The organism is Frateuria sp. (genome assembly GCF_013362045.1).
GTDB lineage: Bacteria > Pseudomonadota > Gammaproteobacteria > Xanthomonadales > Rhodanobacteraceae > Frateuria_A.
This window is the reverse complement of the sequence record NZ_JABFWW010000047.1, coordinates 1-22417: the sequence shown is the minus strand read 5'-3', so window position 1 is coordinate 22417 and position 22417 is coordinate 1. Positions and strand designations below refer to the sequence as shown.

The following is a 22417-nucleotide window of genomic DNA, read 5'->3' as shown; positions in this document are numbered from 1 at the left end:
TCTCCGGCACGCCGCCGATGTCGCTGCCCAGCACCGGCACGCCGGCGGCCTGGGCCTCGACCGACACGCGCCCGAAGGTCTCCGTGGCGATCGATGGAAACGCCAGCATCGAGATCGCGCTGTAGAACGGATGCACGTCGTGGTGCCAGCCGGCGAAGTGGTGCCGGTGGCCCAGCGCCTGCGTCGCCGCTTGGGCGCGCAGCGCCACCGCCTCCGGACCGTCGCCCAGCCACAGGCAGTGCAGGCGCGGCTCCCGCGCCATCGCCTCGCCGGCCGCCTCCATCAAGGTGAAGATGCCCTTGCCGCCGTGCATGCGGCCGAAGTAGCCCAGCACGATGGCGTCCTCGGGAATGGCGAGCGAGCGCAGGATCGCCCGGCGGCGCTCGGGATCCGGGCGGCATGCGGCCAGGTTGACCGGGTTGTGCAGCACCCGCACCAGGTGCCCGGGAATGCCCTGGTCCAGGTAGGCCTGCCGCGCATGTCGCGAGACGGCGTAGAAGCGCTGCGCCAGGCGCGGCAGCAGGTAGCCGGAGAACCGCTTCATCGGCGGCGTGCGATGGCGGAACAGCGCGACCGGGATGCCCAGCGCACGGCCGACCACCACCAGCGGCCAGTACTCCTTGCCGAAGTTGCCGACCAGCCAGTCCGGCCGCTGCCGCCGCACGGCGGCCAGCACGGCGGCATAGCCGCGCAGGTCGAAGGCATTGCGGAAGTGCGTCGGGTACAGGCGCACGCCCGAGCCGGTCAGGCCTTGCGCGACCGGGCCGTCCGGGTAGACCAGTGCATCGACCCGATGCCCGGCTTCGACCATCGCCTGGGCCAGCGCCACGAAATGCGTGGCCGCACCGGTGGCTTCGGGGTTGGTGCCGACGAACAACAGCTTCATGCGCGCCGGTCCTCGTAGCCGGACAGGGTTTTCATGGCGAACTGCGCCAGCACGTGGTGGCGCGCGACCTGGATGCGCGGCAGTTGCCACAGGTCCATGCCGGGAAGGGCGCGGCCGCGATGGGTGGTGGTGGCGGCGTCGTAGCCTGCCTCCTGCGCGGCGTTGGCGACGCGGTCGTCGGCGTCGCCCCAGGGGTAGCAGAATTGCGTGACCGGCTGTCCCAGCAGGTCTTCCAGCTCGCGCTTGCTGCCGCCGGTCTCCTCGCGCAGCTGCGTGTCGGTGCAGCGGGTCAGGCGCGGATGGCTGCGGGTGTGCGCGCCGACTTCCATGCCGCCCTGCTGCCACTGGCGCAGCTGGGCGACGCTCATCATCGGCTTGCGCACGCCCAGGCGTTCGGCATCCCAGGCGTTGTACTGGCCGATATGGCCGCTGACCACGTAGCAGGTCGCACTGAAGCCGTGGCGCGCCAGGACCGGCAACGCCGCCTCGAGGTTGTCGGCATACCCGTCGTCCAGGGTGACCACCGCCACGCGGCCCTGCCGCTCGCCGCGCAGGTAGGGCATCGCCGCGGCCATCGACAGGCCGGTGTAGCCGAGCCGGCGCAGCAGCCACATCTGGCGGGCGAACGCACCCGGACTCACGTACAGGCTGCGCAGCCGCGGCAGCTTGCGGGGAGCGCGCGCGATGTTGTGGTACATCAGGATCGGCACCGCCGTCGCGGGCCGCATCGGGGCAGCGGTCATTCCTTAACTCCGGGAGCGTGTACCGCCACCCGGCGGAGGGCGGCGCTGGTCGGCACGGCAGCTTGGGCGTTGGGTATTCCGGCGCCGTACGCCGACGATGGACGATGGCCGGCGCCCGCGACGGTGGGACAGGGCGCGTTTTAGCGGAGGTCCCTGTCGGCCAGCTTTCGGCCGGTCGGTGGACTTCGGCCTGGCCGGGCGGACGGGCCTGGAAGTGCTCGTGCATCCACAGGCGCGCCCCGCGTACGCCATTTGCCCGCTGCCGGCGGTGCCACGCGCTTTGCCGGCAGTGGCCGCCCTTCTTCGGCGACGCGATGCGGGCAGGCGCAGCCAACCTTCTAGTCGGCGGCGGCGAAGAAGGGAGATCCCCTTGCCGGACGAGGCCGGCCAAGGCTCCTCGACGCAGGCAGCCGAGGCGGCACGCAGGCGCGCGTGGCCCGGCGGCGCAGGATGGCCTGCTCGCGCCGTGTCCCTGCGCTGTCGGTGCGCCGCGCCGCCGGGCGGGTTTCATCGCTGAGCGTGCACGCCCTCTACGCCTTTCCCAGACGTGCCAAGTTGCACGAGGCGCGCGCGTGGCCGCACCGGTGCCCGTTGAGCGGATCGCTCACGGGCGGTAGTTGCTGAACACGTAGCCGTGCGCCTTCTGGCTGGCGTGGCAGGCGAAGCAGGCCTTGGCCCCATCGGTGCCCACGGCGCGCTGGTCGTGGCTGTCGCCCTTGAACGCTTCGAAGCCCCAGCCGCCCGTGTCGGGATGGTGTTTGGCGTCCTTCACCATCACCGCGGTGAACTTGCGCGCGCCCTCGGTGACTGCGTGGTCCGTACTGTCGGCGTCGAGCAGGTCGAACACGATCCGCGCGCCGTCGGGAAAGCGCCCGCTGCGATAGCCCTCGAGCGCCTTGTCGTTGGCGTACAGGTGGTGGATGCCGCCGAAGCTGCCGTACAGCGGATGGCCCGGCTCGATCAGCATGGTCTTGACGTGGGTCCAGTGGCGGTAGCCGTCCGGATAGGCGATGCCGCCGGTGCCGGCGGCGATCGCCGCGCCGGACAGCAGCAGCGTGCAGGTGAGCGCAAGCGGTCGCATGGGTCGTTCCCCTCCGACGCGGCGAGGGCCGCGGACGGCGCTAAGCTAGCGAAGCCCGCGGCCTTCGCCGAGCGGGTACGGAACGGTTTCCCGGGCACTTTTCGGTGACGAACCCTGTGGCTGCTGCGAAAAAAATTTCCGCCCCGCGGCGTCCGGCGGCCGCGCACATGCTGGAGAGCGTGCTCGGCTGCAAATGGTCGCTCACCGTGCTGGCGCTGGTGCGCGGCGGCGTCTGCCGGCCGGGAGCGATGGAGCATGCGGTGCCCGGGCTGAGCAAGAAGGTGCTCAACGAACGGTTGCGCAAGTTCGTCCGCTACGGCGTGCTCTCGCGCCACGCCTACGCCGAGCTTCCGCCGCGCGTGGAATACCGGCTCACGCCTTTCGGCGAGCGTTTCGCCGTGCTGGTGGATGGCGTGGACGCGCTGCAGCGCGAACTGGACGGCGAGAGCTGAGCCGGCCGCTCAGCGGCCGCGCGCATATGGGTCCGGTTCGCCCGGCGGGCGGGTCTTGAAGCGCTTGTGCACCCACAGGTATTGCTCCGGCGCGGCGCGCACCATCTGCTCGATGCCGGCGTTGACGCGGGCGGTGTTGGCCACCGCATCGCCGTCCATCTCCAGCGGCTCGCCCAGGCGCATCGCGTAGCCGCCTTGTGGCAGGCGGCGATGGAAGAAGGGGATCACCTGGGCGTTGCCCATGCGGGCCAGGTGGTGCGTGGCGGTGATGGTCGCGGCCGGGATGCCGAAGAACGGCACGAACACGCTGTCCTTGCTGCGCATGTCCTGGTCGGGCGCATACCAGAGCGTGCCGCCGCCGCGCAGGTATTTCACCGTGCCGCGGATGTCGTCCTTTTCGAACATCGCCGCTGCGTAATGCAGCCGCGCGCGCAACACGGCCCATTCGAATACCGGCGAGTCCATGCGCCGGTACATGCCTGCGATCGGGATGCGCCGCGAGATCAGCCGTGCGCACAATTCCAGGTGCGAGAAATGGCCGCCCACCAGCAGCACGCCCTGGCCCCGCGCGCGGGCCGCCTCGAGGTGCTCAAGTCCCTCCAACTGCACGGGGATGCGGGCGATGGCGCGGTCCGGGCCCATCCACCCCAGCGCGAACTCCACCAGCATCAGGCCGATGTCGGTCAGGTGCGCAGCGACCAGCGCAGCCTGTGCCCGGGTGTCCAGTTCGGGAAAGCACAGCGCGATGTTGGCCCGCGCGACGTGCCGGCGGCGCGAGGGCACGTGGCGGATCAGCATGCCCAGTGCCCTGCCCAGCGCGAGCAGCAGCGGGTAGGGCAGGCGCGCGATCAGCCAGATCACGCCGGCGCCGAGCCAGGCAGGCCAGTGGCGCGGAGCGAGCAGGGAGGGATCGAAGGAGGGGCGGGGCGAGCCGGGCATCCGGACGATTGTACGGGCATGTGGCCGAAGCCGTTGCCCGGATGAGGAAAGGGAATGGGGCGCGCAGCCTATAATCGTGGCCATTTCTTCCGGTTGGCCTTCCGTTGCGCTACCTCTACACCTTCGTGATGTATCTGGCGACGCCGCTGATCGTGCTGCGCCTGCTGGTCCGTGGCGTGCGCTATGGCAACTACCACCAGCGCTGGCCCGAGCGCTTCGGGCTGTTCCAGCGGCCCGGCTTCAGCGGCAGCCTGTGGGTGCACGCGGTGTCCGTGGGCGAGGTCAACGCCGCCGAACCGCTGGTCAAGGCACTCAGGCGCGACTACCCGGATGCGCCGCTGGTGGTCACCACGGTGACTCCGACCGGATCGGCGCGCGTGCACCAGCTTTTTGGCGGCAGCGTCTTCCACGTCTACCTGCCCTACGATCTTCCGTTCGCGGTGCACCGCTTCCTCAAGCGGGTGCGGCCACGTCTGGCGCTGATCGTCGAAACGGAAATCTGGCCCAACCTCTATTTCGCCTGTCGGCGGCGCGGCATCCCGCTGATGATCGTCAACGCGCGGCTGTCCGAACGCTCCATGCGCGGCTATCGGCCGCTGCGGTCGCTGGTGCGCACCGCGTTGCGCAGCGTGCGCCAGATCGCCGCGCAATCGCGCACCGACGCGGCGCGCTACCGGCTGCTGGGGGCCGAGCCCTCGCAGATGGTGATCAGCGGCAATCTCAAGTTCGACATGCCGGTGCCCGACGGCGCGGTGCAGGCCGGTGCCGGGCTGCGCATGCAGTGGGGCCCGCGCCGTCCCGTGTGGATGGCCGCCAGTACGCATGAAGGCGAGGAGCTGGCGGTGCTGGAGGCGCATCTGGACGTGCTGCGGCGGCTGCCCGACGCGCTGCTGCTGATCGCGCCGCGGCACCCGGAGCGCTTCAAGCTCGTCGAGCATTCCGCGCGCAGCCTTGGCTTTACCGTCGCCACGCGCAGCACCGACCGCGTGCCCGGCGCGCAGCAGGTATTCGTGATCGACGCGATGGGCGAACTGATGCCCTTCTACGCGGCCGCGGACCTTGCCTTCGTGGGCGGCAGCCTGGTGCCGATCGGCGGCCACAACGTGCTGGAGCCGGCGGCGCTGGCGCGGCCGGTGCTGGTGGGTCCGCACACCTTCAATTTCGAAGAGATCACCCTGACGCTGATCCGCGAAGGCGGTGCGCGCCGGGTGCCGCATGCCGAGCAATTGGGGCTGGACGTGCTGGAGCTGCTGCGCGACGGGCGCCTGCGCGAACGCATGGGACGCGATGCGCGGCGCGTGTTCGACAGCGAGCGCGGCGCGGTGGGGCGAGTGATGGAACTGGTGGACAGGGTGCTGGCGGAGTAGCCGCCCGCGCGGCGCGCTCCAAGGGAGGTGGAGCTGGCGCCCACGGCGTTCCCGTCTGCCTTGCGGGCGCCTTCCCCCGCAGGGGAAAGGCGCCGATGCGGGTGCGCGCCTACTGCAGCAGCGCGTTGACCGACTCGATGTCCTTCACGCCGATCGTGCCGGCGGCCTGCTTGAGCTGCAGCTGATCCAGGATCAGCGCATGGCGCGACTGCGAATAACCGCTTTCGGCCTGGGTCAGCGTCTGGATCGCGTTGAGCACGTTGAGCATGGTCTGCGTGCCCACGTCGAAGCCGGCGCGGGTGGCTTCCAGCGCCTTCTGGCCGGAGTCGACCGAGGCCTTGTTCGCCTGCACCTGGCTGATGCCGGCGATCACCGAGCGGTAGTAGTTGAGCGTGTCGCGGGTGACCTGGCGGCGCTGCGCCTCCAGCGAATCCTCGGCCGCGTCGCGCTGGTAGATCGACTGGCGCACGCGCGACTGCGTGGCGAAGCCGGAGAAGATCGGCACCGTCAGCGTCAGTCCCACGGTGGTGCCGTAGCGGCCGTTGCGGTCGGCGAAGGCGCCGGGCGCGTTCTGCAGCCAGCTGGAGGAGGTGCCGCGGCTGACCGAGGCGTTGATCGTGGGCAGGTGGCCGGCGCGCGCGGAGTTCACGCTGTGCGAGGCCGCCTCCACGTTGTACTGCTGGGCGATCACGGCCGGGTTGCTCTTGAGCGCTTCCTGCACCCAGGCGTTCGGATCGGCCGGCGTGGGCGCAACCATCGGCAGGTCGTCGCGCAGCTTCTTCAGCTCGCCCACCGGCTTGCCGGTGATCTGCGCCAGCGCCTCGCGCGCGTCGTTGAGCGCGTTTTGCGCCGCGACCGTCTGTGCCTTGGCCAGCTCGAAATACGACTTGGCCTGATAGACGTCGGTCACCGCCGACAGGCCCACGTTGAAGCGCTGCTCGGCCTGGTCGTAGGACTGCTTGAACGCATCCTCGTTGGCCTTGGCGTAGGTCAGTTCGTCCTGGCTGGTGAGCACGCCGAAATAGGCCTGGGTCACGCGCACGAACAGTTGCTGCAGGGCGGCGTTGTATTGCGCGTCCTGTGATTCGGCCTGCGATTCGGCCGCGTGCAGGTCGGCGATCTTGCTGAGGTCGAGTACGGTCTGGCTCAGCTCCAGCGACTCGTCGCGCGAGCGCAGGTGCCCGGCGTTGACCGGTGCGCCGCCCTGCGTCGTGCTGGCGCTGCTGCCGCTGGACTGGCTGAGCGTGGCGCGCCCGGACAGCTGCGGCAGCAGCGTGGCGCGGCTCTGCACGACGCCTTCGCCGACGGCCAGGCGCTGCGCCTCGGCCTGCGACAGCACCGGGTCGTTGGCGCGCGCTTGGCGGTAGGCGTCCATCAGGTCCTCGCCATGGCCGGGCAGGGTGACTGCCGACAGGGCCAGGGCCAGGGTCAGAAGCTTCAAGCGCATCGGGGTTGCCTCATGCAATCGACTGGGGATGTCAGAAAACGAAACGGCGCGGCGGCTCGGCGCCCGCCAGGTACGGCAGGTCGGTTTCGAACAGGTAGTCCTCACGGTAGCCGCCAGCGCCCAGCTGGGTCAGCAGCACCGCCTGCTGCGCCGGCGACTGGCCGCGCACCGCCAGCAGCCGCCCACCGGGCTTGAGCCAGCCGAGGAAGCGTTGCGGGACCTGCCACACCGCGCCGGTGACGACGATGGCGTCGAACGGCTCCTGCGGCTGCCAGCCGTGGACAGCGTCGGCGGTGAGCAGGCTGGCGTTGGTGATGCCGGCGGCCGCCAGCCGCGACTGTGCCGCAGCGGTGAATTCGGCATGCATGTCGACGCTGGTCACGTGCGCGCACAGGCTGGCCATGCAGGCGGTGAGGAAACCCGAGCCGGTGCCGATCTCGAGCACGCGGTCGGCCGGCTGCAGGTTCAGCGCCTGCAGCACGCGACCCTCGATCACCGGCTTCATCATGACCTGGCCATGGCCGATCGGCAGGCACGCGTCGGCAAACGCCAGCCGGCGGTGCTCCGGCGCCACGAAATCCTCGCGGCGCACCTGCGCCAGCGCGTCGAGCACGCGCGCGTCGAGCACGTCCCAGGGGCGTACCTGGTTCTCGACCATGTTCTGCCGTGCCTGTTCGAAATTCATCGCCATGGTCTAAAGGTCCGCAAGAATCAAAAAAGATCAAAAGGATAAGCGTTCGGAGGCCGCCGCGACAGTGCGTTTAGCCTGCGGCCTCCACGCCGGTGCCCGAAGTGCCGGAAGTCACCGCGCGGGATTGACGGAAGTCATGGACGGCGCGGTGTCCGCGGACAACATGGCGCCACGCGCAGGGTCGCTAGGCACTGCGGGTCCGCGGTTGCGCGGAGGGCGCGCCGGGTCGTGCCGTCGCGGGCAGCAGCGCCAGCGCCGCCTCGACCGAGCGATGCAGCGTCGCGTCAAGCCTGCGGATGCGCCCGTGCAGGTCGGACCGGCGGTGCTCCGCGGCCACGCACAGCCAGGCCAGCCAGCGCGCGAAGCGATGGCGCTCCACCGGATCGAGCGGCGCCAGCGCCGCTCGCACGCGCACCGCATGCAGGCGCGCCGTGGCGTGGCCCTGTTCCAGCCACGCGCCCAGCATCCGCTGGGCATGGCGGTACACTGGACTCAAGGACAGCTGCGGAATGGTCTGGGACATGGGGTTTCCGATGGAACTGGAAATAAGTAAACCGATCCGTATAATAAAGTCCTTCCTTTTTCTTGTGAAGCCGTTCCGCTCAAGGTATCGCCATGAATTGTCCCGCCCACGCCAAGACTTCCGGTCCCGGTCGCCCCAAGGACATGGAGAAGCGTGCGGCCATCCTGGAGGCGGCCAAGGGACTGTTCATCCGCAACGCCTTCGCCGGCACCAGCATGGACGCGGTGGCGGCTGAGGCCGGTGTCTCCAAGCTCACCGTCTACAGCCACTTCGGCGACAAGGACAACCTGTTCCGCGAGGTGATCCGGGCGCGCGTGCAGGACCTGCTGCCGGAGGAGACCTACCACTTCGAGCCGCGCGAAGACATCGCCGCCACCCTGATGCGGGTGGCGCTCACCCACGCCCGGCTCGATTGCAACGCCGAGACCGTGGGCACCTTCCGCGCGATCCTTTCCGACTGCCGCCAGGGCAACCCCCGCTACGGCCGGCTGATGTGGGAAGAGGGCGCCACGCGCACGCATGGCCTGATGGAACGCCTGCTGCAGCAAGCGGTTGACGCCGGCAAGCTGCAGATCGAGGACGTGCCGCGCGCCAGCGTGCAGTTCCTCGCGCTGATCAAGGGCAACCTGATGATGCGGCAGATGTTCGGCTGCTGCGAATGCCCCGAGAGCTACGCAGCCGAGATCGAGGCGACCGCCCGCGCCGGCGTGAAGATGTTCCTGCGCGCCTACCTGCCGCGCTGAAGCCCGCTTCACCGGGGTTTCGCAGCTCCCCGCCTAGCCTGCCGTGGATTCCCGCCACCGAGGGGCCGTCATGGCAAGCAAGCCTTTCCAGACCGACATCGAGGCCATCCGCGCCCGCGCCCGCGAGCATATCGACCAGGGCGCGATCACGGCCGGCTACAACGCCGACCGCGAGACCGTGATCAAGCTGCTCAACGAGGCGCTGGCCACCGAGATCGTCTGCGTGCTGCGCTACAAGTACCACTACTACATGGCCTCGGGGATCAATTCGCAGGCGGTCAAGGGCGAATTCCTCGAGCACGCGCAGCAGGAGCAGGAGCACGCCGACCGCATCGCCGAGCGCATCACGCAGCTGGATGGCAAGCCCAACTTCAATCCCGACGGCCTGCTCAGCCGCGCGCACGCCGACTACGCCGAGGGCGTGGACCTGGTCGACATGATCAAGGAGGACCTGGTGGCCGAACGCATCGCCATCGACACCTACCGCGCCATCGTCGAATACATCGGTGCGGACGACCCGACCACCCGCCGCGTCATGGAGGAAGTGCTGGCGCAGGAGGAGGAACATGCCGAGGACATGGCCACCCTGCTCGAACAGCTCGGCAAGAAGGGCGAGCCGGCGCGCCCGGCGCAGATGAAGCCGCAGGCCGGGTCGCGCGCCGGTCGCGCGCACTGAGCCGCTTTCAAGGGAGCGGAGGGCCGCGCCGCGGTACCGCGCGATGCTTGCGGGCACGCACCGCAGCCGGCCTCACGTCGTGGTCATCGCCAACCCGCGAGCGCATCGACTTACCCGATTCGGCACGCCGGTGCCCTTGCCCCCGGGCGCACTGATCCTGCAACAGCGCGCGTCCGGCGCGCATGAAAAGGCGCGCCACCGTTGCCGCGCGCCTGCATTCCGCGGCCTACTTCGTTGCGGCCTTGTAGCGATCCACGCCCGCCAGGATTTCGGCCTTGGCCTCGCTGGCGCCGACCCAGCCCTCGACCTTCACCCACTTGCCCTTCTCCAGATCCTTGTAGTGCTCGAAGAAGTGGCCGATGCGCTCGAGCCAGTGCGGCGAAACGCCCTTGATGTCGCTGATGTGCGCGTAGCCCGGGAAGATCTTGGGCGCCGGGATCACCACCAGCTTCTCGTCGCTGCCGGCCTCGTCGGTCATGCGCAGCATGCCGACCGGGTGGCAGCGGATCACCGAGCCCGGGATCAGCGGCAGCGGCAGGATCACCAGCGCGTCCAGCGGATCGCCGTCGCCGCCCAGCGTGCCGGGTACGTAGCCGTAGTTGCACGGGTAGCGCATCGGGGTCGACAGGATGCGGTCGACGAAGATCGCGCCGCTTTCCTTCTCCACCTCGTACTTGACCGGCTCGGCGTCCTTGGGGATTTCGATGACGACGTTGATTTCGTCCGGCACGCTGCGGCCGGCGGGGACGTGATGCAGACCCATGGGAATCCTTGCGGGGAATGGAAAAAACGAGGCGCGCAAGGATACGGCAAACGCTGTTGCATTGCAGCGAAACGCGGGGCCGCTGTTTAGCGTGCGTAGGGCAGCATCGGTCGGGAACAGGGTACCGATGTCCCCGGGAAAGCCGCCTCTCGTTGCTCCGACGGGGTCCTGCCGTCCAAGGGATACGAGAAAAAGGTTCGCCTGCAGCTTGGGGAACCGACAGGCGAACCCAGGGACGCCGGCATGGGGAGTAGCGAAGCGTCGGGCGCAAGCCTAGCGATCGGGCCCCCCGCATGGCATGACCAATTCCCCCGCACGCGGCCAGGCCAATGCGGGGGCGGGGGTGGTTCAGCCGCCGCTGGGCGGAACCGCATCCAGGCACTCGCCGAACAACTGCATCGCCTCGCGCAATTCGGCGACCGACAGGCCGCAATAGCCCAGCAGCAGGCCTGGCCGCGGCGGCGGCGAAAGGTAGTGCGGCGCCATCGGATGCAGGCCGAGCCCGCGCTCGTGCGCGTGCGCGACCAACGCGTCGGCGCGGGCCTGGTCGTAGCCGTCGAGCCAGGCCACGACATGCATGCCGGCCGGCGAATGCACGATCTGCACGCGCTCGCCCGCATGGCGGTGCAGGCCCGCGATCAGTGCTTCGCGGCGGGCCTGCAGCTCCTTGCGGGCGTGGCGCAGGTGCCGTTCGAAGCCGCCGCTTTCCATGAAGTGCGCCAGCGCGGCCTGCTCGATGCCGGGCGAGGACATGTCGCTCAGGTACTTGGCGGCGTTGAAGTCGTCGCGCAGCGCCGCGGGCAGCACCACGTAGCCCAGGCGCAGCGCACCGAACAGGCTCTTGGAGAAGGTCCCCGCGTAGATCACGCGGTCGCCCTCGTCGAGCGACCGCAGTGCGGCCAGCGGGTGGCCGTCGTAGCGGAACTCGCCGTCGTAGTCGTCCTCGATGATCCAGCAGCGCTTCTGCGCGGCATAGCGCAGCAGTTCCAGCCGGCGCGGCAGCGACATCACTGCTCCGGTGGGAAACTGGTGCGAAGGGGTCACGCTGATCAGCTTCGGCGCGGCTTCCGGCAGCTCGGCGCAAACCAGGCCGTCGTCGTCGGTCCTCACCGCGTGGAGCGTGGCGCCATGGGCGAGGAGGGCGTGGTACCCGCCGAAGTAGTGCGGCTCCTCCAGCACCACCGTGTCGCCTTCATCGAGCAACACGCGCGCGCACAGCGCATAGGCCTGCTGGGTGCCGGAGACGATCAGCACGTTCTCCGGTTGCGCCAGCAGGCCGCGCCGCCGCGCGAGGTAGTCGCAGATCTGCTGGCGCAGCGCCAGCAGACCCCACGAGCCGGCGACCCCGAGCGAGGAATAGGCGGCCGCGCGCGCCAGTTCGCGTCCCCACGCGGCATTCAGGGCCGGATTGGTCACCGGGTCGCCGTAAATCAGGTTGTAGCGCAGGCCGCGATGCATGCCGCCGATCCCGCGGTGTGGCAGATGCCGCGCGCGCCCGGCGTAGCGCGAGGCGGGCGGGACAGGCGAGCTGTCGGCGCCGCGCAGCGTGGGCGAGATCTGCAGGCGCGCCACATAGCTGCCCGAGCCCACGCGCCCGTTGATGAAACCTTCGGCGCGCAACTGTTCATAGGCGGCCAGCACGGTGGTGCGCGAGAGTTCAAGCTGGTGTGCCAGTTCGCGGGTGGGCGGCAGGCGCACGCCGGCGGCCATGCGGCCATCGAGGATCGCGCCCTTCAGCGCGCGGGTCAGTTGCGCGTAGTGGGGGCCGTTGCCGTCGAGATCGAGAAACATGTCATGGCGCTCGGGGTCGGTCGCAAGCGGGACGCCGGGCCTCGGCCCGGCGCGGGCTGCGGCCGATGGTAGCGCGGGCGTCACCGGCGGCAGGCGGCTTGAAACAAGTCGCCGACCCGCCGGCCGGCGACTTGGGTACGCGGCGTCCCCCGACCCGGGCTCAGTAATCGTAGGTCACCGACAGCCGTACGGTGCGCGGCGGCTCCCAGAAGATTCCCTGGCCGTAGCTGTTGTTGATGGAGATGACGTTGGTGGCGCTGTCGTAGGCGCTCTCGCCGACCGGCTGGGTCTGGATGGCCTTCTGCTGGTTGAGCGCATTGAGCACATCGAGGTTGAGGCCCAGCTTGTGGTCGGCGAACGCCGGCGTGTAATGCACGCCGAGGTTGAGCTGCTCGGTCCACGGCGTGTGGCCGATCGATCCCGGCGGAATGCGTACCCCGTGGCACCAGTGGTAGTTGCCGCCGCCGCCGTTGTTGTAGCCGGTCGGATCGCCGACGCCGTCCGGGCCGTAGTAGCCCAGGCATTCTTTCGGATAGCCCGACTGGGCCAGCAGGGTGGCGGACACCAGCCACTCCGGAGTGACCTGGTAGGCGCCGCGGAAGCGCAGCTGATGCTTGCGGATGTTGCTCAGCTCGCCGTTCTGGCCATCCATGAGCTGCCAGGAATCCCAGTCCTCGGTCTTGGAGACGTCGGCCTGGCCGAAGTCGGAGCGCACCTGGCCCTCGGTGTTGCCGAAGCCGCGGCTGAAGGTGTAGTCGACGCGGCCGAACCACTTGCCGTCGAACGAGTGCTCCAGGTACAGGTTCAGCGAACCGATCTTGCGCTTCACGCCCTGGATGTAGCCCCAGTCCTGCTGGGTCATCGGCACCAGGACGCTGCCGGTGCCATCGTTCCTGGTGACCAGCATCGTGTTGGTCAGGCCCGGGTTGATCAGGCGGCAATAGGACGCGCCATAGAGCGAATCCGAGTAGTCGTTCGGGTTCAACCCCATGCTGGTCATCTTTGCGCCGATCTGCACCGGCGAGCATTCGTCGTCGATGGCGGTCTTCAGGTCGCGCCATATCGCCTTGGCGCCGTAGACCCAGTTGTCGCCGAGCTTCTTGTCGAAGCCCGCGATGAACTCGTCCACGTATTCGGGCTTGAGGTTGCGTGCGGTGACCTGCTGGGGATCCTTGGGCAGGCCGTACTCGCCGTCCGGCGAAGTGGGCACGCCGACCTGCGTCAGGCCGGTCGGAATGCCGGTGGCCGGGTCGATGCCGGTGTAGGTGTACTTGGTGACGATGAAGGTCGAACGGTTCGCGGCGCGCTCGGCCGCGTTGTCCGGCAGCGCGAGGTAGTAGCGGCCCGCGTTGCCGTAGACCTTGAACGAGGAGTCGCCGAACACGTCCCAGCTCACGCCGATGCGCGGCTCCCACTGGTTCTTCTCGTCGACGAACGCCTTGCCGACGTCGTTGTAGTTGGTGAAGTGATCGTTGCGCACGCCCACGTTCAGCAGCACGTTCGGCGTGACCTGCCACGCGTCCTGCAGGTAGTACGCCTTCTGCGTCATCCTCATGCTGGTGGCCCAGCCGATCTCGCGCTTGCGCACGATGTCGCCGGGGTAGTAGCGCCAGTAGTAGTTGATCGACGGATTGAACGGGTTCTGCTGGTCCGGCCCCTGGTTGTGGGCTTCGTAGCTCATGTTGTCGATGCCGGCCGACAGGTCGTGGTCGCCCAGCTTGTAGTCGAAGTCCACGCGCAGGCCGTGGGTGCCGTTGGTGGCCTTGGGCGAGGTCCAGCTGATGTTGGTCTGGCTGTTGACGATGCCGTTGGACCCCGTGCCCGGCGGCAGCAGGGCGGGGTCCTGGTTGTCCGCACGGGAAATGAAGGGCAGCGGGCTGGTGTTGCCGTAGACCACCGGATCCTGGAAACGGGCCTTGCCGTACAGGATGCTCAGCGTGGCGTTGTCGGTGATGTAGCTGGTGAAGTGGCCCACGTAGAACTGGGCGTTGTCGCGGGTCACGTCGTTGCGGGTGACGAAGGGACCCGACTTCAGCGTATCGGTGTCGAACGCATAGCTCGAACCGGCGCCGAGGCTCGAATTGTTCTTCAGCGCCGTCAGCTCGAGGATGTTGCTGTCGGTGATGTTCCAGTCCAGCTTGCCGTAGAACTTGGTGTCCTTGTCCCGGTTGTACTGGACGAGCTGGTTGGCCGCGAATTCCACGTTGGTGGAATGCGTCTTGGTGGTCTCCGCCGCAAGGAACAGGAACAGCTTGTCCTTGACCAGCGGGCCGCCGACATAGGCCGAGTAGACCGTCTGCCACTGCTTGTTGTCGGCGCGGTACTGGTTCAGCGTGCCCGGCTTGGTCGGGTTTTCCAGCTGATACGTGACCGGGCCGATCGGCGCGGGAACCGCCGGATGGCCGTAGTAGTTGTTGACCGGACTGCCCTCGAGGAAGCGCGGCTCCCAGACCACCTGGCCGCCGAAATGCCACTCGTTGGTGCCGCGCTTGCCGAGCTGGTTGATCACGCCGCCGTCGGAGCGGCCGTACTTGGCGCTGTAGCCGCCGGTCAGCGTTTCCTGCTGGTCGATCGCGCCGTAGGGCAGCTGGAAGCCGCCGAGGTTCTTGTAGGGCTCGCCGGTGTTGTAGCCGTTGACGTAGTAGGCGTTCTCGGTGACCGAGGAGCCGCCGAACGACACGAGGGTGTGGTTGCCCGGGCCCATGAAGAAGCTGCTGCCCGAGACGGTGCCCGGTGCCAGCAGCGCGATGGATTCGGCATCGCGCGCCACCGGCAGTCTCTGCAGGTCGGCGGCGGTGATGATGGTGCTGGAATTGACGCTGGACACGTCGATCGCCGGCAGCGCACTGGCGACCACCTGCACGGCGCCCAGGGTCTGTGCATTGGCGGTGCTGGCCGTGCTCGCCGCGCCCGTGAAGGACGCCTCGACTCCGGTGGCGACGCTCACCGCAACGTTGTCGCGCGTGGAAATCGTCTGCCCACCGCTGCGCAGCATCACGGTATACGTGCCTACCGGCAGCGACTTGATGGTGTAGCGGCCGTCCGCGCCCACCGCCACCTCGCGGATGACGCCCGAACTGCTCCTGGCCATCACGGTCTCGCCTGCCGCCGCGGGCGCCGAGCCGAAGATGCTGCCGGTCGTGGCCTGCGCGTGGGCCGTGTTGGCGGCGCCGGCGCCGTACAACCCCAGCGTGGCGGCCACGGCCAGGCTCAAGGCTGAAAGCGCCGGGCCGTGGCGACGATGGCGTGCAACATGCTTGCTGCTGTTCATGCAACTCCCCTCTCAGTGAAGTGTGGAATCGGACCCGCGCCAGCGGATCCGGACCGCCTGTGATGCCAATGTCGTTGGTGATGCGCTCTCGGTCTTCGTCGGCGGTACCGCATGCGCGAACAGCCATCCCTCCGAATGCCGCCCGTGGTCATGGCATGCGCCCGATCACGAGATCAGCGCACGGCGATTGCCGCGCAGGAGATTGCCGAGCGTGGCGTGGAAGGCGATCAGGCGTTCGGCATGTCCGGACTCGCTGGCGCGTCCCAGCAGCTCGTAGAGTTCGGCGAGCACGTCGGCGCGCTGCGGCGAATCCAGCGAGCCGCCGGCCAGGCCGATGTACGACTGCAGCAGGCGCAGGGCGGCGGCGAGCTGGCGCGAATCGATCGCTGACGCGCGCCGTTGCGGGTTTGCTTCGATCCCGCCGGAATGGGCGGGCGATGAGGCGCGTGCGGCCGTGGCGTTGGCGGCGGGAAACTCCGCTTTCATCGCCCCCTCGCCCGTGACCAGCCAGAGCAACGAGATGTCCAGGGCCTGCGCGAGGGCGACGCAACGCTCGCGCGACATGTCGCTGTGGCCATCGCGCCAGTTGCGCACGGTGCCCTCGGAGACGCCGCAGCATTGTGCGAGCGCATTTGCGCTTCCCACACGGTTGATCAGCAGGCGGATGCGGACGGAAAAATCCTGCGCCCCGATCGGCGCCGGCAAGGGCCGTGCAGCCGAGGCGGACGGGGAGCCGATCTTGCCCGCCAGGCCCGCGCGGTTGATGGCAACGGGCGCGGAGGACTGCGTGAATGCAGTGTTGCGGTCCGCAGATCCTTTCGCCGCGACCGCCAAAGCGTCATCGGGCAGGGATGCCGAAACGGGCACAGGGATCACTCCGGTTGAAGGCCTGAAAAGGTTCGTGCGGGAGTGGGGACCCATACGAACCGGACGCCCGCGTTAACGGGTTGCAGGGCTGCCCATCAACTTTTCGTTATAGGCGTCCGGCGGCAAAGATCGCGCGGCCCGGGCGGTGCGGTACATAACCAATTTGCGCGGATCGCTTGAGGCCAATCGACGCCTTTTTGCTCGGTCGCCCGACCATGCCCAGGCGCAGAGGGATCGCCAGTCATGCGGCACGGACTGGGTTGTCGATGCAGGGCAAGCATTGCCGCATGTGGTTTTCGCCACCGACAAGGTCGATCGTTTGACGGCGATTCCTCAAGAGGCCGGGCTGCGGAAGTTCCGCCTTGCCCCGGCATAGGGTCGCAGCCAAAGCTCAGGTAACAAGCCCGGTCTTGATCGGGTGCCGGTGTGCGATCCGCCAGCGTGCAGGGACGTGAATTGGCTTTTTTTAAAGAGCGGGCCGCGCGGCAGTTTTCGAACTTTTTGGTCGTTGCGCCGCGGTTCCAATTAAGGATTGCTTACGGTGGCTCGAGCGTCAGTGGCCAGCGGGCGTCCGGCCCGCACCGGTTCCTCGTCTGGTTGGCTCAGGAGACCGATGCGCCTGAAACGTCCGCATCGTCAGGCGAGCGAGCCGGTTCGTGATCGTCGGAATGCCGCGTGCAGGCAATCGGTTCGCCAGGGGTCCGATCGAGTCATCGAGCAAGTTTCAGCGAGATTCCTTCGCAACCATGCCACTCAACGGGGTCGCACATGATTGATCTGAAACTTCCCAGGATTGCCGTCTGCGGGTCCCACATGGCCTATCGGTCGATGGGCGACCGGAGCAAGCCGACTGCGCTGTTCCTTCATGGCAATCCAACGTCGTCCTACATCTGGCGCAACATCATGCCCGCCGTGTCGGACGTGGCTCATTGCGTCGCGCCGGACCTGATCGGGTTCGGCCAATCGGGGAAGCCGGCCATCCAGTACAGCTTCGCGGACCATGTCGCCTACCTGGATCGCTTCCTGAGGGAGCTCGGGATTGACGAGGCTTATGTCGTGGCGCAGGACTGGGGCACGGCATTGGCTTTCGAACTGGCAGCGCGCCGGCCCTCGTTTGTCCGCGGGATGGCGTTCATGGAATTCATCCGTCCGATGAAGTCCTGGGACGAGTTCCATCAACTGCAGCAGGCGCGAGAGCTCTTCATGAAACTCAGGACGCCGGGTATCGGCGAGCACCTGGTGCTGCACGAGAACCTCTTCGTCGAAAAGATCCTGCCCGGCTCGGTTCGTCGCAAGCTCAGCGATGAAGAAATGGAGGTATACCGCGCACCGTTTCCGGACGAGAAATCGAGGATTCCGACGCTCCGGTTTCCCAACGAGCTTCCGGTCGCCGGAAGTCCGCGGGAAGTGCACGAAACACTTGCCGGAGCGCATGAAGCGCTAAGGGATTCGACGTATCCCAAGACGCTCTTCGTCGGCAACCCGGGTGCGCTTGTCTCCCCGGCGTTTGCGCGGCCCTTCGTTGAGGCCTTGAGGAACTGCGAACTCATCGAGCTGGCGGACGGTGCGCACTACCTGCAGGAGGATCACCCGCAAGCCATCGCCGAGGGCGTAGTGAGGTTGATCCAACGGGCCGAAGCGAGGTGCAGGGAATCGAGGCCGGCATGAACCTCGAGAACGAATGCCGCGCGCCCGGATAGTCACAAGCGGCGCGCCGGCGCAGCTGCAGCCCCTGAAAGAGCCTCTTGGAATGATGGCCGGACGTGAGCGTGTTTCGTGTCGAACCGGATGGCAAGGAAGCTATCGCGCGTGCCAAGGGGCCTGGTGGCGATAGTGCCTCGTGGCTCACGTTGGATCGTTGCCTGGGCCGTATGCCTGGCGACGCTGGTGCTTCGGTCCCGGCGGCGCCTGCTTCAGCGCAGCGGCCGTTCGCGCAGCCACTTGGTGGCGATCCACTTTTCGCCGCGGACAACCGGCAAGCCGGCGTGCAGCGAGCTGGTGTCGCCGCCCTCGTAGGCGAAATAGACGGCCGAACCGGCCAGCGCCGTCACCGTCAGTCCCACGTTGGGGAAGGCGGTGCCGCCGCCTTCCTCGGGCGTGTTGAGGTACATCACCACGCTGGCGATGCGCTGGCCGCCCCGGGCGGTCACCGCCGCGTAGCCGGGCTGGGTCGGATCGAACCAGTCGTAGTGCGGCTCGTACTCCTGGCCGGACTGGTAGTTGAGCACCTGCAGGCCTTCGCCGTGTTCGACCGGCAAGCCGAGCAGATCGGCCAGGCGCCGCTCCAGCCGCGCCACCAGCGGGATCTCGCCGAGCTTGAAGAACATGCCGCGGCTGGTGCGCCGCTCGTCGACCTGGTGCTTGCCGTCCTCGGCCACGGTGAGCGCGCGATCCAGCCGCGGGCGGGCGGCCTCGATCAATGCGGCGCATTCGCCCGCATCGAGCAGGCCCTCGAGCACCCGCACGATGGGCGCCTCGAGGCTGGCGCTCACGCGCACCTCGTGGCCGTCGACCAGCGTGCGCGGCGCAGCCGGCGGCTGCGTGCGACGGCCGCTCTGCACGGTGGCGTTGATCGAGCTCAGCGGAATCTTCAGCACTTCGGCCACGGCGCTGCGGCATTGCGCCGGTGCGTAGCCGGCCTCCTTGAGCATCCCGAGCACTTCCGGCACGCCGTGGCCCGCACGTGCGGTGGCGAGGATCCATTCGCGCAACTGCGGGTTGATGCTGCCGGAAGTTCTCATGCGAAGCGTGCGTGCCGGGGCGGCCAGGCCGCCGGGGTGTTCATTTTACGTGCTCCCACAGCCAGGTGTATTCGAGCGCGTGCATGAAGGCCGACTGCTTGTTGTCCGCCGCGCCGCCATGGCCGCCCTCGATGTTCTCGTAGAAGTCGGCGGCGTAGCCCATGGCCTGCATCTTCGCGGCCATCTTGCGCGCGTGTGCCGGGCCGACGCGGTCGTCGCGGGTGGAGGTGGTGAACAGCACCGGCGGGTAGTGCCTGCCCGGCTGCGCGTTCTGGTAGGGCGAGAAGGTCTTGATCCACGCCCAATCGGCCGGCTTGTCCGGGTCGCCGTACTCGGCCATCCATGACGCGCCGGCGGACAGGTGCGTGTAGCGCTTCATGTCCAGCAGCGCCACCTGGCTGACGATCGCGCCGTAGAGCTGCGGATAGAGCGTGAGCATGTTGCCCATCAGCAGGCCGCCGTTGCTGCCGCCCATCGCGGCCAGGTGCCGGGGCGAGGTGACCTTGCGCGCGATCAGGTCTTCGGAGATCGCGGCGAAATCCTCGTAGGCACGCAGGCGGTTGGCCTTGAGCGCGGCCTGGTGCCAGCGCGGGCCGTACTCGCCGCCGCCGCGGATGTTGGCGATGACGTAGACGCCGCCATGCTCCAGCCAGGCGCGGCCGATGCTGCCGCTATAGCTCGGCTGCAGCGAGACCTCGAAGCCGCCGTAGCCATACTGCAGGGTGGGGTTGGCGCCATCGAGCCTCAGGCTCTTCGGCGCGATCTGGAAATACGGCACGCGGGTGCCGTCCTTCGAGCGCACGAAGTGCTGGGTGACCTGGTACTTCGAGGCGTCGAAGAAGCCCGGGCTGTGCTTGATCGCCTCGGCGTCGCCTTGCCCCAGCGTGCCGTAGTACAGCGTGGTCGGCTGCAGGAAGCCGGTGACGGTGAGGAAGTAGTCGTCGCCCGCGTCGGCGTCGATGCCGCCGGCGTCGACCGCCGAGAGCTCCGGCGCGCCGGCCAACGGTTCGCGCTTCCACGCCCCCGGTTGCGGCGTGAGCACTTCGAGCTTGTTCACCACGTCGTCCATCACGTTGAGGATCAGGTGGTGGCGGGTCCACGAGTAGCCGTCCAGCGCGGAGGTGTCGGTCGGCTCGAACAGCACCGTGATGTCGCGCCTGCCGGCCATGTAGCCATCGAAGTTCGTCGCCAGCAGCGAGCCTGCCTTGTAGGTGCGGCCGCCGACGGACCAGTCGCTGCGCGGCTCGATCAGCAGCCATTCGCGTTCGACGCTGGTCTCGGCGTCGGTCGGCACGTCGATGCGGGTGAGCTTGCCGTCCTTGCCGAGCAGGTAGCTCTCGCTGTCGTAGAAGGCCAGCGCACGCTGCACGAAGCTGCGCTCGTAGCCGGGGGTGAGGTCGCGATAGGCGCTGATGGCCAGGTCGCCGGGCTTGCCTTCGTAGATGGTCTGCGCCGCGGCGAGCGGCGTGCCGCGCGCCCAGCGCTTGGCGATGCGCGGGTAGCTCGATTCGGTCATCGAACCGGGGCCGAAGTCGGTGCCCACGAAGATATGGTCCTGGTCGATCCAGGCCACCTGGCTCTTGGCCTCGGGCAGCATGAAGCCGCCTTCGACGAAAGCCTTGTCGGCCAGGTCGAACTCGCGCACCACGTCGGCATCGGCGCCGCCGCGCGAGAGCGACACCAGGCAGCGGCGATACGTGGGCTTGAGGCATTGCGCGCCGTGCCAGACCCAGTTCTCGTGCTCGGCGGCGGCCAGCGCGTCCAGGTCGAGCACGGTTTCCCAGGCCGGCTGCGGCTTGCGGTATTCGGCCAGCGTGGTGCGTCGCCACAGGCCCTTGGGGTGCGCCTTGTCGCGCCAGAAGTTGTAGTAGTGCTCGCCAAGCTTCTCGACGAACGGGATGCGCGCGTCGGAATCGAGCACCTCGAGCAGGCGCCCATCGAGCTGCCGGAACTCTGGCGATTGCGCGTAGCGCTGGACGGTGCCGGCATCCTGCCGCTTCACCCACGCCATGGCGTGGGCGCCGTCGATGTCTTCCAGCCAGAGATAGGGATCGTCCTGGGCTTGCGGCACGGCGGCCGGTGCGGTGGGCTGTGCCTGGGTCATGCCGCCTAGTGTGAGGCCCAGCGCCAGCAGCAGCCAGCGGGATGCGTTCGATGACATGGGTTCGTGTCCCCGATTGGGCGCCCGGTGCGCCGGTCGAGTCTGCCGGCCCGGGCGTGCGGGTTCCTGTGGCGGAAGTCAGGAGGCCGCGAGGGCGTCGCGCACGGCGGCTGGCGGCCGCCGTCGCCTTGGCGTGGCGGCGCACAGCGAAGCCAGCGCGCGCGCCATGCGGCGCACCGCTTCGGCCAGCTCGCGCTCGTCCAGGTAGCTGAAGCCCAGGCGCAGGCAAGGCTGAAGCTGGCGGCGAAAGTCGTACCGGCTGGCGTCGAAGAGCTGCACGCCCTGGTGTGCGCCGGCTGCGCACCAGGCACCGAGGTCGATCGCAGGGTCCGCCTTCGCCCACAGGCCCATGCCGCCCTCGGGCAGGCGGAAGTCCAGGGCGCTGCCCAGCCGGGAGCGCAGGGCGTCCGCCAGGGCGTCGCGACGCGAGGCGTAGGTGCGCCGCACGCGGCGCATGTGGCGCAGCAGTTCGCCGTCCTCGAAGAGCTCCGCGATCGCGCATTCCATGGCGGCATCGCCGCGCGTGTCGCTGGCCGCGCGCAGGCTGGCCAGGCGCGGGAACACGCCCGGTGGCGCCGTGACGAAGCCGGTGCCGATGCCCGGCGCCAGCAGGTTCGACAGCGAGCCGACGTACACCACGTTGGCGCGGTGCGGACCGGCCGCGATCGGCAGCACCGGTTTGCCGGCGTAGTGGAACTCGTGGTCGTAGTCGTCCTCGATGATGGCGAAGCCGTGCGCCACCGCCAGGCTGCCGAGCCGCGCCCGCCGTGCCGCGGACATGACGACGCTGGTCGGGAACTGGTGGTGGGGGGTGAGGAAAACGGCGCGTACGCGCTGTTGCCGCAGCAGCCCCTCCAGCGCGTCGACATCGAGCCCTTCATGGTCCAGCGGCAGTGGCAGCAGCCGCGCGCCGGCCAGTTCCAGCACCCGCCACGCTGGCGGATAGCCAAGCGCCTCGACCACGACGACGTCGCCGGGCTGCAGCAGCGTGCGCGCGACCAGGTCGATCGCCTGTTCGATGCTGCGCGTCACCATCAGGTTGTCCGGCGTCACCGGCAAGCTGCGCGTGCGAGCGAGCATGGCCGCCAGTTCGGCGCGCAGGCGCGGGTGGCCGCAGGCATCGGAAGCGTCCAGCGCGGAACGCAGGCGCTGGCCGAGCGCACGCCGGAACGCGCGCGCCAACGCCTGCGCGGGAAACAGGCGGGCGTCCGGCATCGCGTTGCAAATGGCAAGCGCGCCCGGCGCCGGGCTGGGGTAGGGAGGGGGCAGCGGCAG

Annotated in this window: 19 protein-coding genes; 5 read left to right on the top strand and 14 right to left on the bottom strand. The window is 68.6% G+C overall.

The genetic code is table 11. The features are described from left to right. From HOQ08_RS02425 to HOQ08_RS02415, 3 genes are all read right to left on the bottom strand, one after another. On the bottom strand, window positions 1–886 hold an 886-nt coding region (locus HOQ08_RS02425; RefSeq protein WP_291191086.1), incomplete at its 3' end, for a glycosyltransferase. Continuing rightward, window positions 883–1629: a polysaccharide deacetylase family protein gene (locus tag HOQ08_RS02420; protein WP_291191083.1), complete on the bottom strand. Its 747-nt coding sequence runs from the start codon at window positions 1627–1629 to the stop codon at window positions 883–885. The genes HOQ08_RS02425 and HOQ08_RS02420, both read right to left, overlap by 4 nt. A 604-nt stretch (window positions 1630–2233) precedes the next feature. Next, window positions 2234–2710, bottom strand: coding sequence for a cytochrome P460 family protein (locus HOQ08_RS02415; protein WP_291191079.1), 477 nt, complete (start codon window positions 2708–2710; stop codon window positions 2234–2236). A 179-nt stretch (window positions 2711–2889) separates the two neighbouring features. Between HOQ08_RS02415 and HOQ08_RS02410 the strand changes: the two genes are divergently transcribed. Continuing rightward, window positions 2890–3162: a helix-turn-helix domain-containing protein gene (locus HOQ08_RS02410; protein WP_291191076.1), complete on the top strand. Its 273-nt coding sequence runs from the start codon at window positions 2890–2892 to the stop codon at window positions 3160–3162. 9 nt (window positions 3163–3171) lie between these two features. Here the strand turns inward: HOQ08_RS02410 and lpxL are convergent, their stop codons facing one another. Beyond that, entirely contained in the window at window positions 3172–4101 is a 930-nt protein-coding gene (gene lpxL, locus HOQ08_RS02405) for an LpxL/LpxP family Kdo(2)-lipid IV(A) lauroyl/palmitoleoyl acyltransferase (protein WP_291191073.1), read from the bottom strand. A gap of 104 nt (window positions 4102–4205) precedes the next feature. Between lpxL and waaA the strand changes: the two genes are divergently transcribed. After that, window positions 4206–5468: a lipid IV(A) 3-deoxy-D-manno-octulosonic acid transferase gene (gene waaA, locus HOQ08_RS02400; RefSeq protein ID WP_291191070.1), complete on the top strand. Its 1263-nt coding sequence runs from the start codon at window positions 4206–4208 to the stop codon at window positions 5466–5468. Window positions 5469–5577: 109 nt separating this feature from the next. Here the strand turns inward: waaA and HOQ08_RS02395 are convergent, their stop codons facing one another. The 3 genes from HOQ08_RS02395 to HOQ08_RS02385 form a co-directional block, all read right to left on the bottom strand. Next, window positions 5578–6915: a TolC family outer membrane protein gene (locus HOQ08_RS02395; RefSeq protein WP_291191068.1), complete on the bottom strand. Its 1338-nt coding sequence runs from the start codon at window positions 6913–6915 to the stop codon at window positions 5578–5580. Window positions 6916–6946: 31 nt separating this feature from the next. Beyond that, complete coding sequence (locus tag HOQ08_RS02390; protein WP_291191065.1) at window positions 6947–7606, bottom strand: protein-L-isoaspartate O-methyltransferase; 660 nt, start codon at window positions 7604–7606, stop codon at window positions 6947–6949. Between the two features lie 184 nt (window positions 7607–7790). Further along, window positions 7791–8129: a hypothetical protein gene (locus HOQ08_RS02385; RefSeq protein WP_291191062.1), complete on the bottom strand. Its 339-nt coding sequence runs from the start codon at window positions 8127–8129 to the stop codon at window positions 7791–7793. A 92-nt stretch (window positions 8130–8221) separates the two neighbouring features. Between HOQ08_RS02385 and HOQ08_RS02380 the strand changes: the two genes are divergently transcribed. Next, window positions 8222–8872, top strand: coding sequence for a TetR/AcrR family transcriptional regulator (locus tag HOQ08_RS02380; RefSeq protein ID WP_291191059.1), 651 nt, complete (start codon window positions 8222–8224; stop codon window positions 8870–8872). Between the two features lie 70 nt (window positions 8873–8942). Further along, a complete protein-coding gene (locus tag HOQ08_RS02375; protein ID WP_291191057.1) occupies window positions 8943–9548 on the top strand; it encodes a ferritin-like domain-containing protein in 606 nt (201 codons plus the stop codon). A gap of 226 nt (window positions 9549–9774) precedes the next feature. Here HOQ08_RS02375 and ppa read toward each other — a convergent pair whose 3' ends face one another. The 4 genes from ppa to HOQ08_RS02355 form a co-directional block, all read right to left on the bottom strand. After that, a complete protein-coding gene (ppa, locus tag HOQ08_RS02370) occupies window positions 9775–10311 on the bottom strand; it encodes an inorganic diphosphatase (RefSeq protein ID WP_291191054.1) in 537 nt (178 codons plus the stop codon). 348 nt (window positions 10312–10659) lie between these two features. Next, window positions 10660–12102, bottom strand: coding sequence for a PLP-dependent aminotransferase family protein (locus HOQ08_RS02365; RefSeq protein WP_291191051.1), 1443 nt, complete (start codon window positions 12100–12102; stop codon window positions 10660–10662). 160 nt (window positions 12103–12262) lie between these two features. Further along, complete coding sequence (locus tag HOQ08_RS02360; protein ID WP_291191049.1) at window positions 12263–15373, bottom strand: TonB-dependent receptor; 3111 nt, start codon at window positions 15371–15373, stop codon at window positions 12263–12265. A gap of 165 nt (window positions 15374–15538) precedes the next feature. Further along, window positions 15539–16207, bottom strand: coding sequence for a helix-turn-helix domain-containing protein (locus HOQ08_RS02355; protein WP_291191047.1), 669 nt, complete (start codon window positions 16205–16207; stop codon window positions 15539–15541). An 801-nt stretch (window positions 16208–17008) separates the two neighbouring features. Between HOQ08_RS02355 and HOQ08_RS02350 the strand changes: the two genes are divergently transcribed. Next, complete coding sequence (locus tag HOQ08_RS02350; RefSeq protein WP_291191044.1) at window positions 17009–17908, top strand: haloalkane dehalogenase; 900 nt, start codon at window positions 17009–17011, stop codon at window positions 17906–17908. Window positions 17909–18153: 245 nt separating this feature from the next. On the opposite strand, the gene HOQ08_RS02345 is transcribed toward HOQ08_RS02350, so the two are convergent. From HOQ08_RS02345 to HOQ08_RS02335, 3 genes are all read right to left on the bottom strand, one after another. Then, window positions 18154–18981 (bottom strand): 2OG-Fe(II) oxygenase, encoded by an 828-nt coding sequence (locus tag HOQ08_RS02345; protein ID WP_291191041.1) that lies wholly within the window; start codon window positions 18979–18981, stop codon window positions 18154–18156. A 40-nt stretch (window positions 18982–19021) separates the two neighbouring features. Then, window positions 19022–21085 (bottom strand): prolyl oligopeptidase family serine peptidase, encoded by a 2064-nt coding sequence (locus tag HOQ08_RS02340; protein ID WP_291191089.1) that lies wholly within the window; start codon window positions 21083–21085, stop codon window positions 19022–19024. Between the two features lie 135 nt (window positions 21086–21220). Next, the coding region (locus HOQ08_RS02335) for a PLP-dependent aminotransferase family protein (RefSeq protein ID WP_291191038.1) at window positions 21221–22417 on the bottom strand (1197 nt) is incomplete at its 5' end.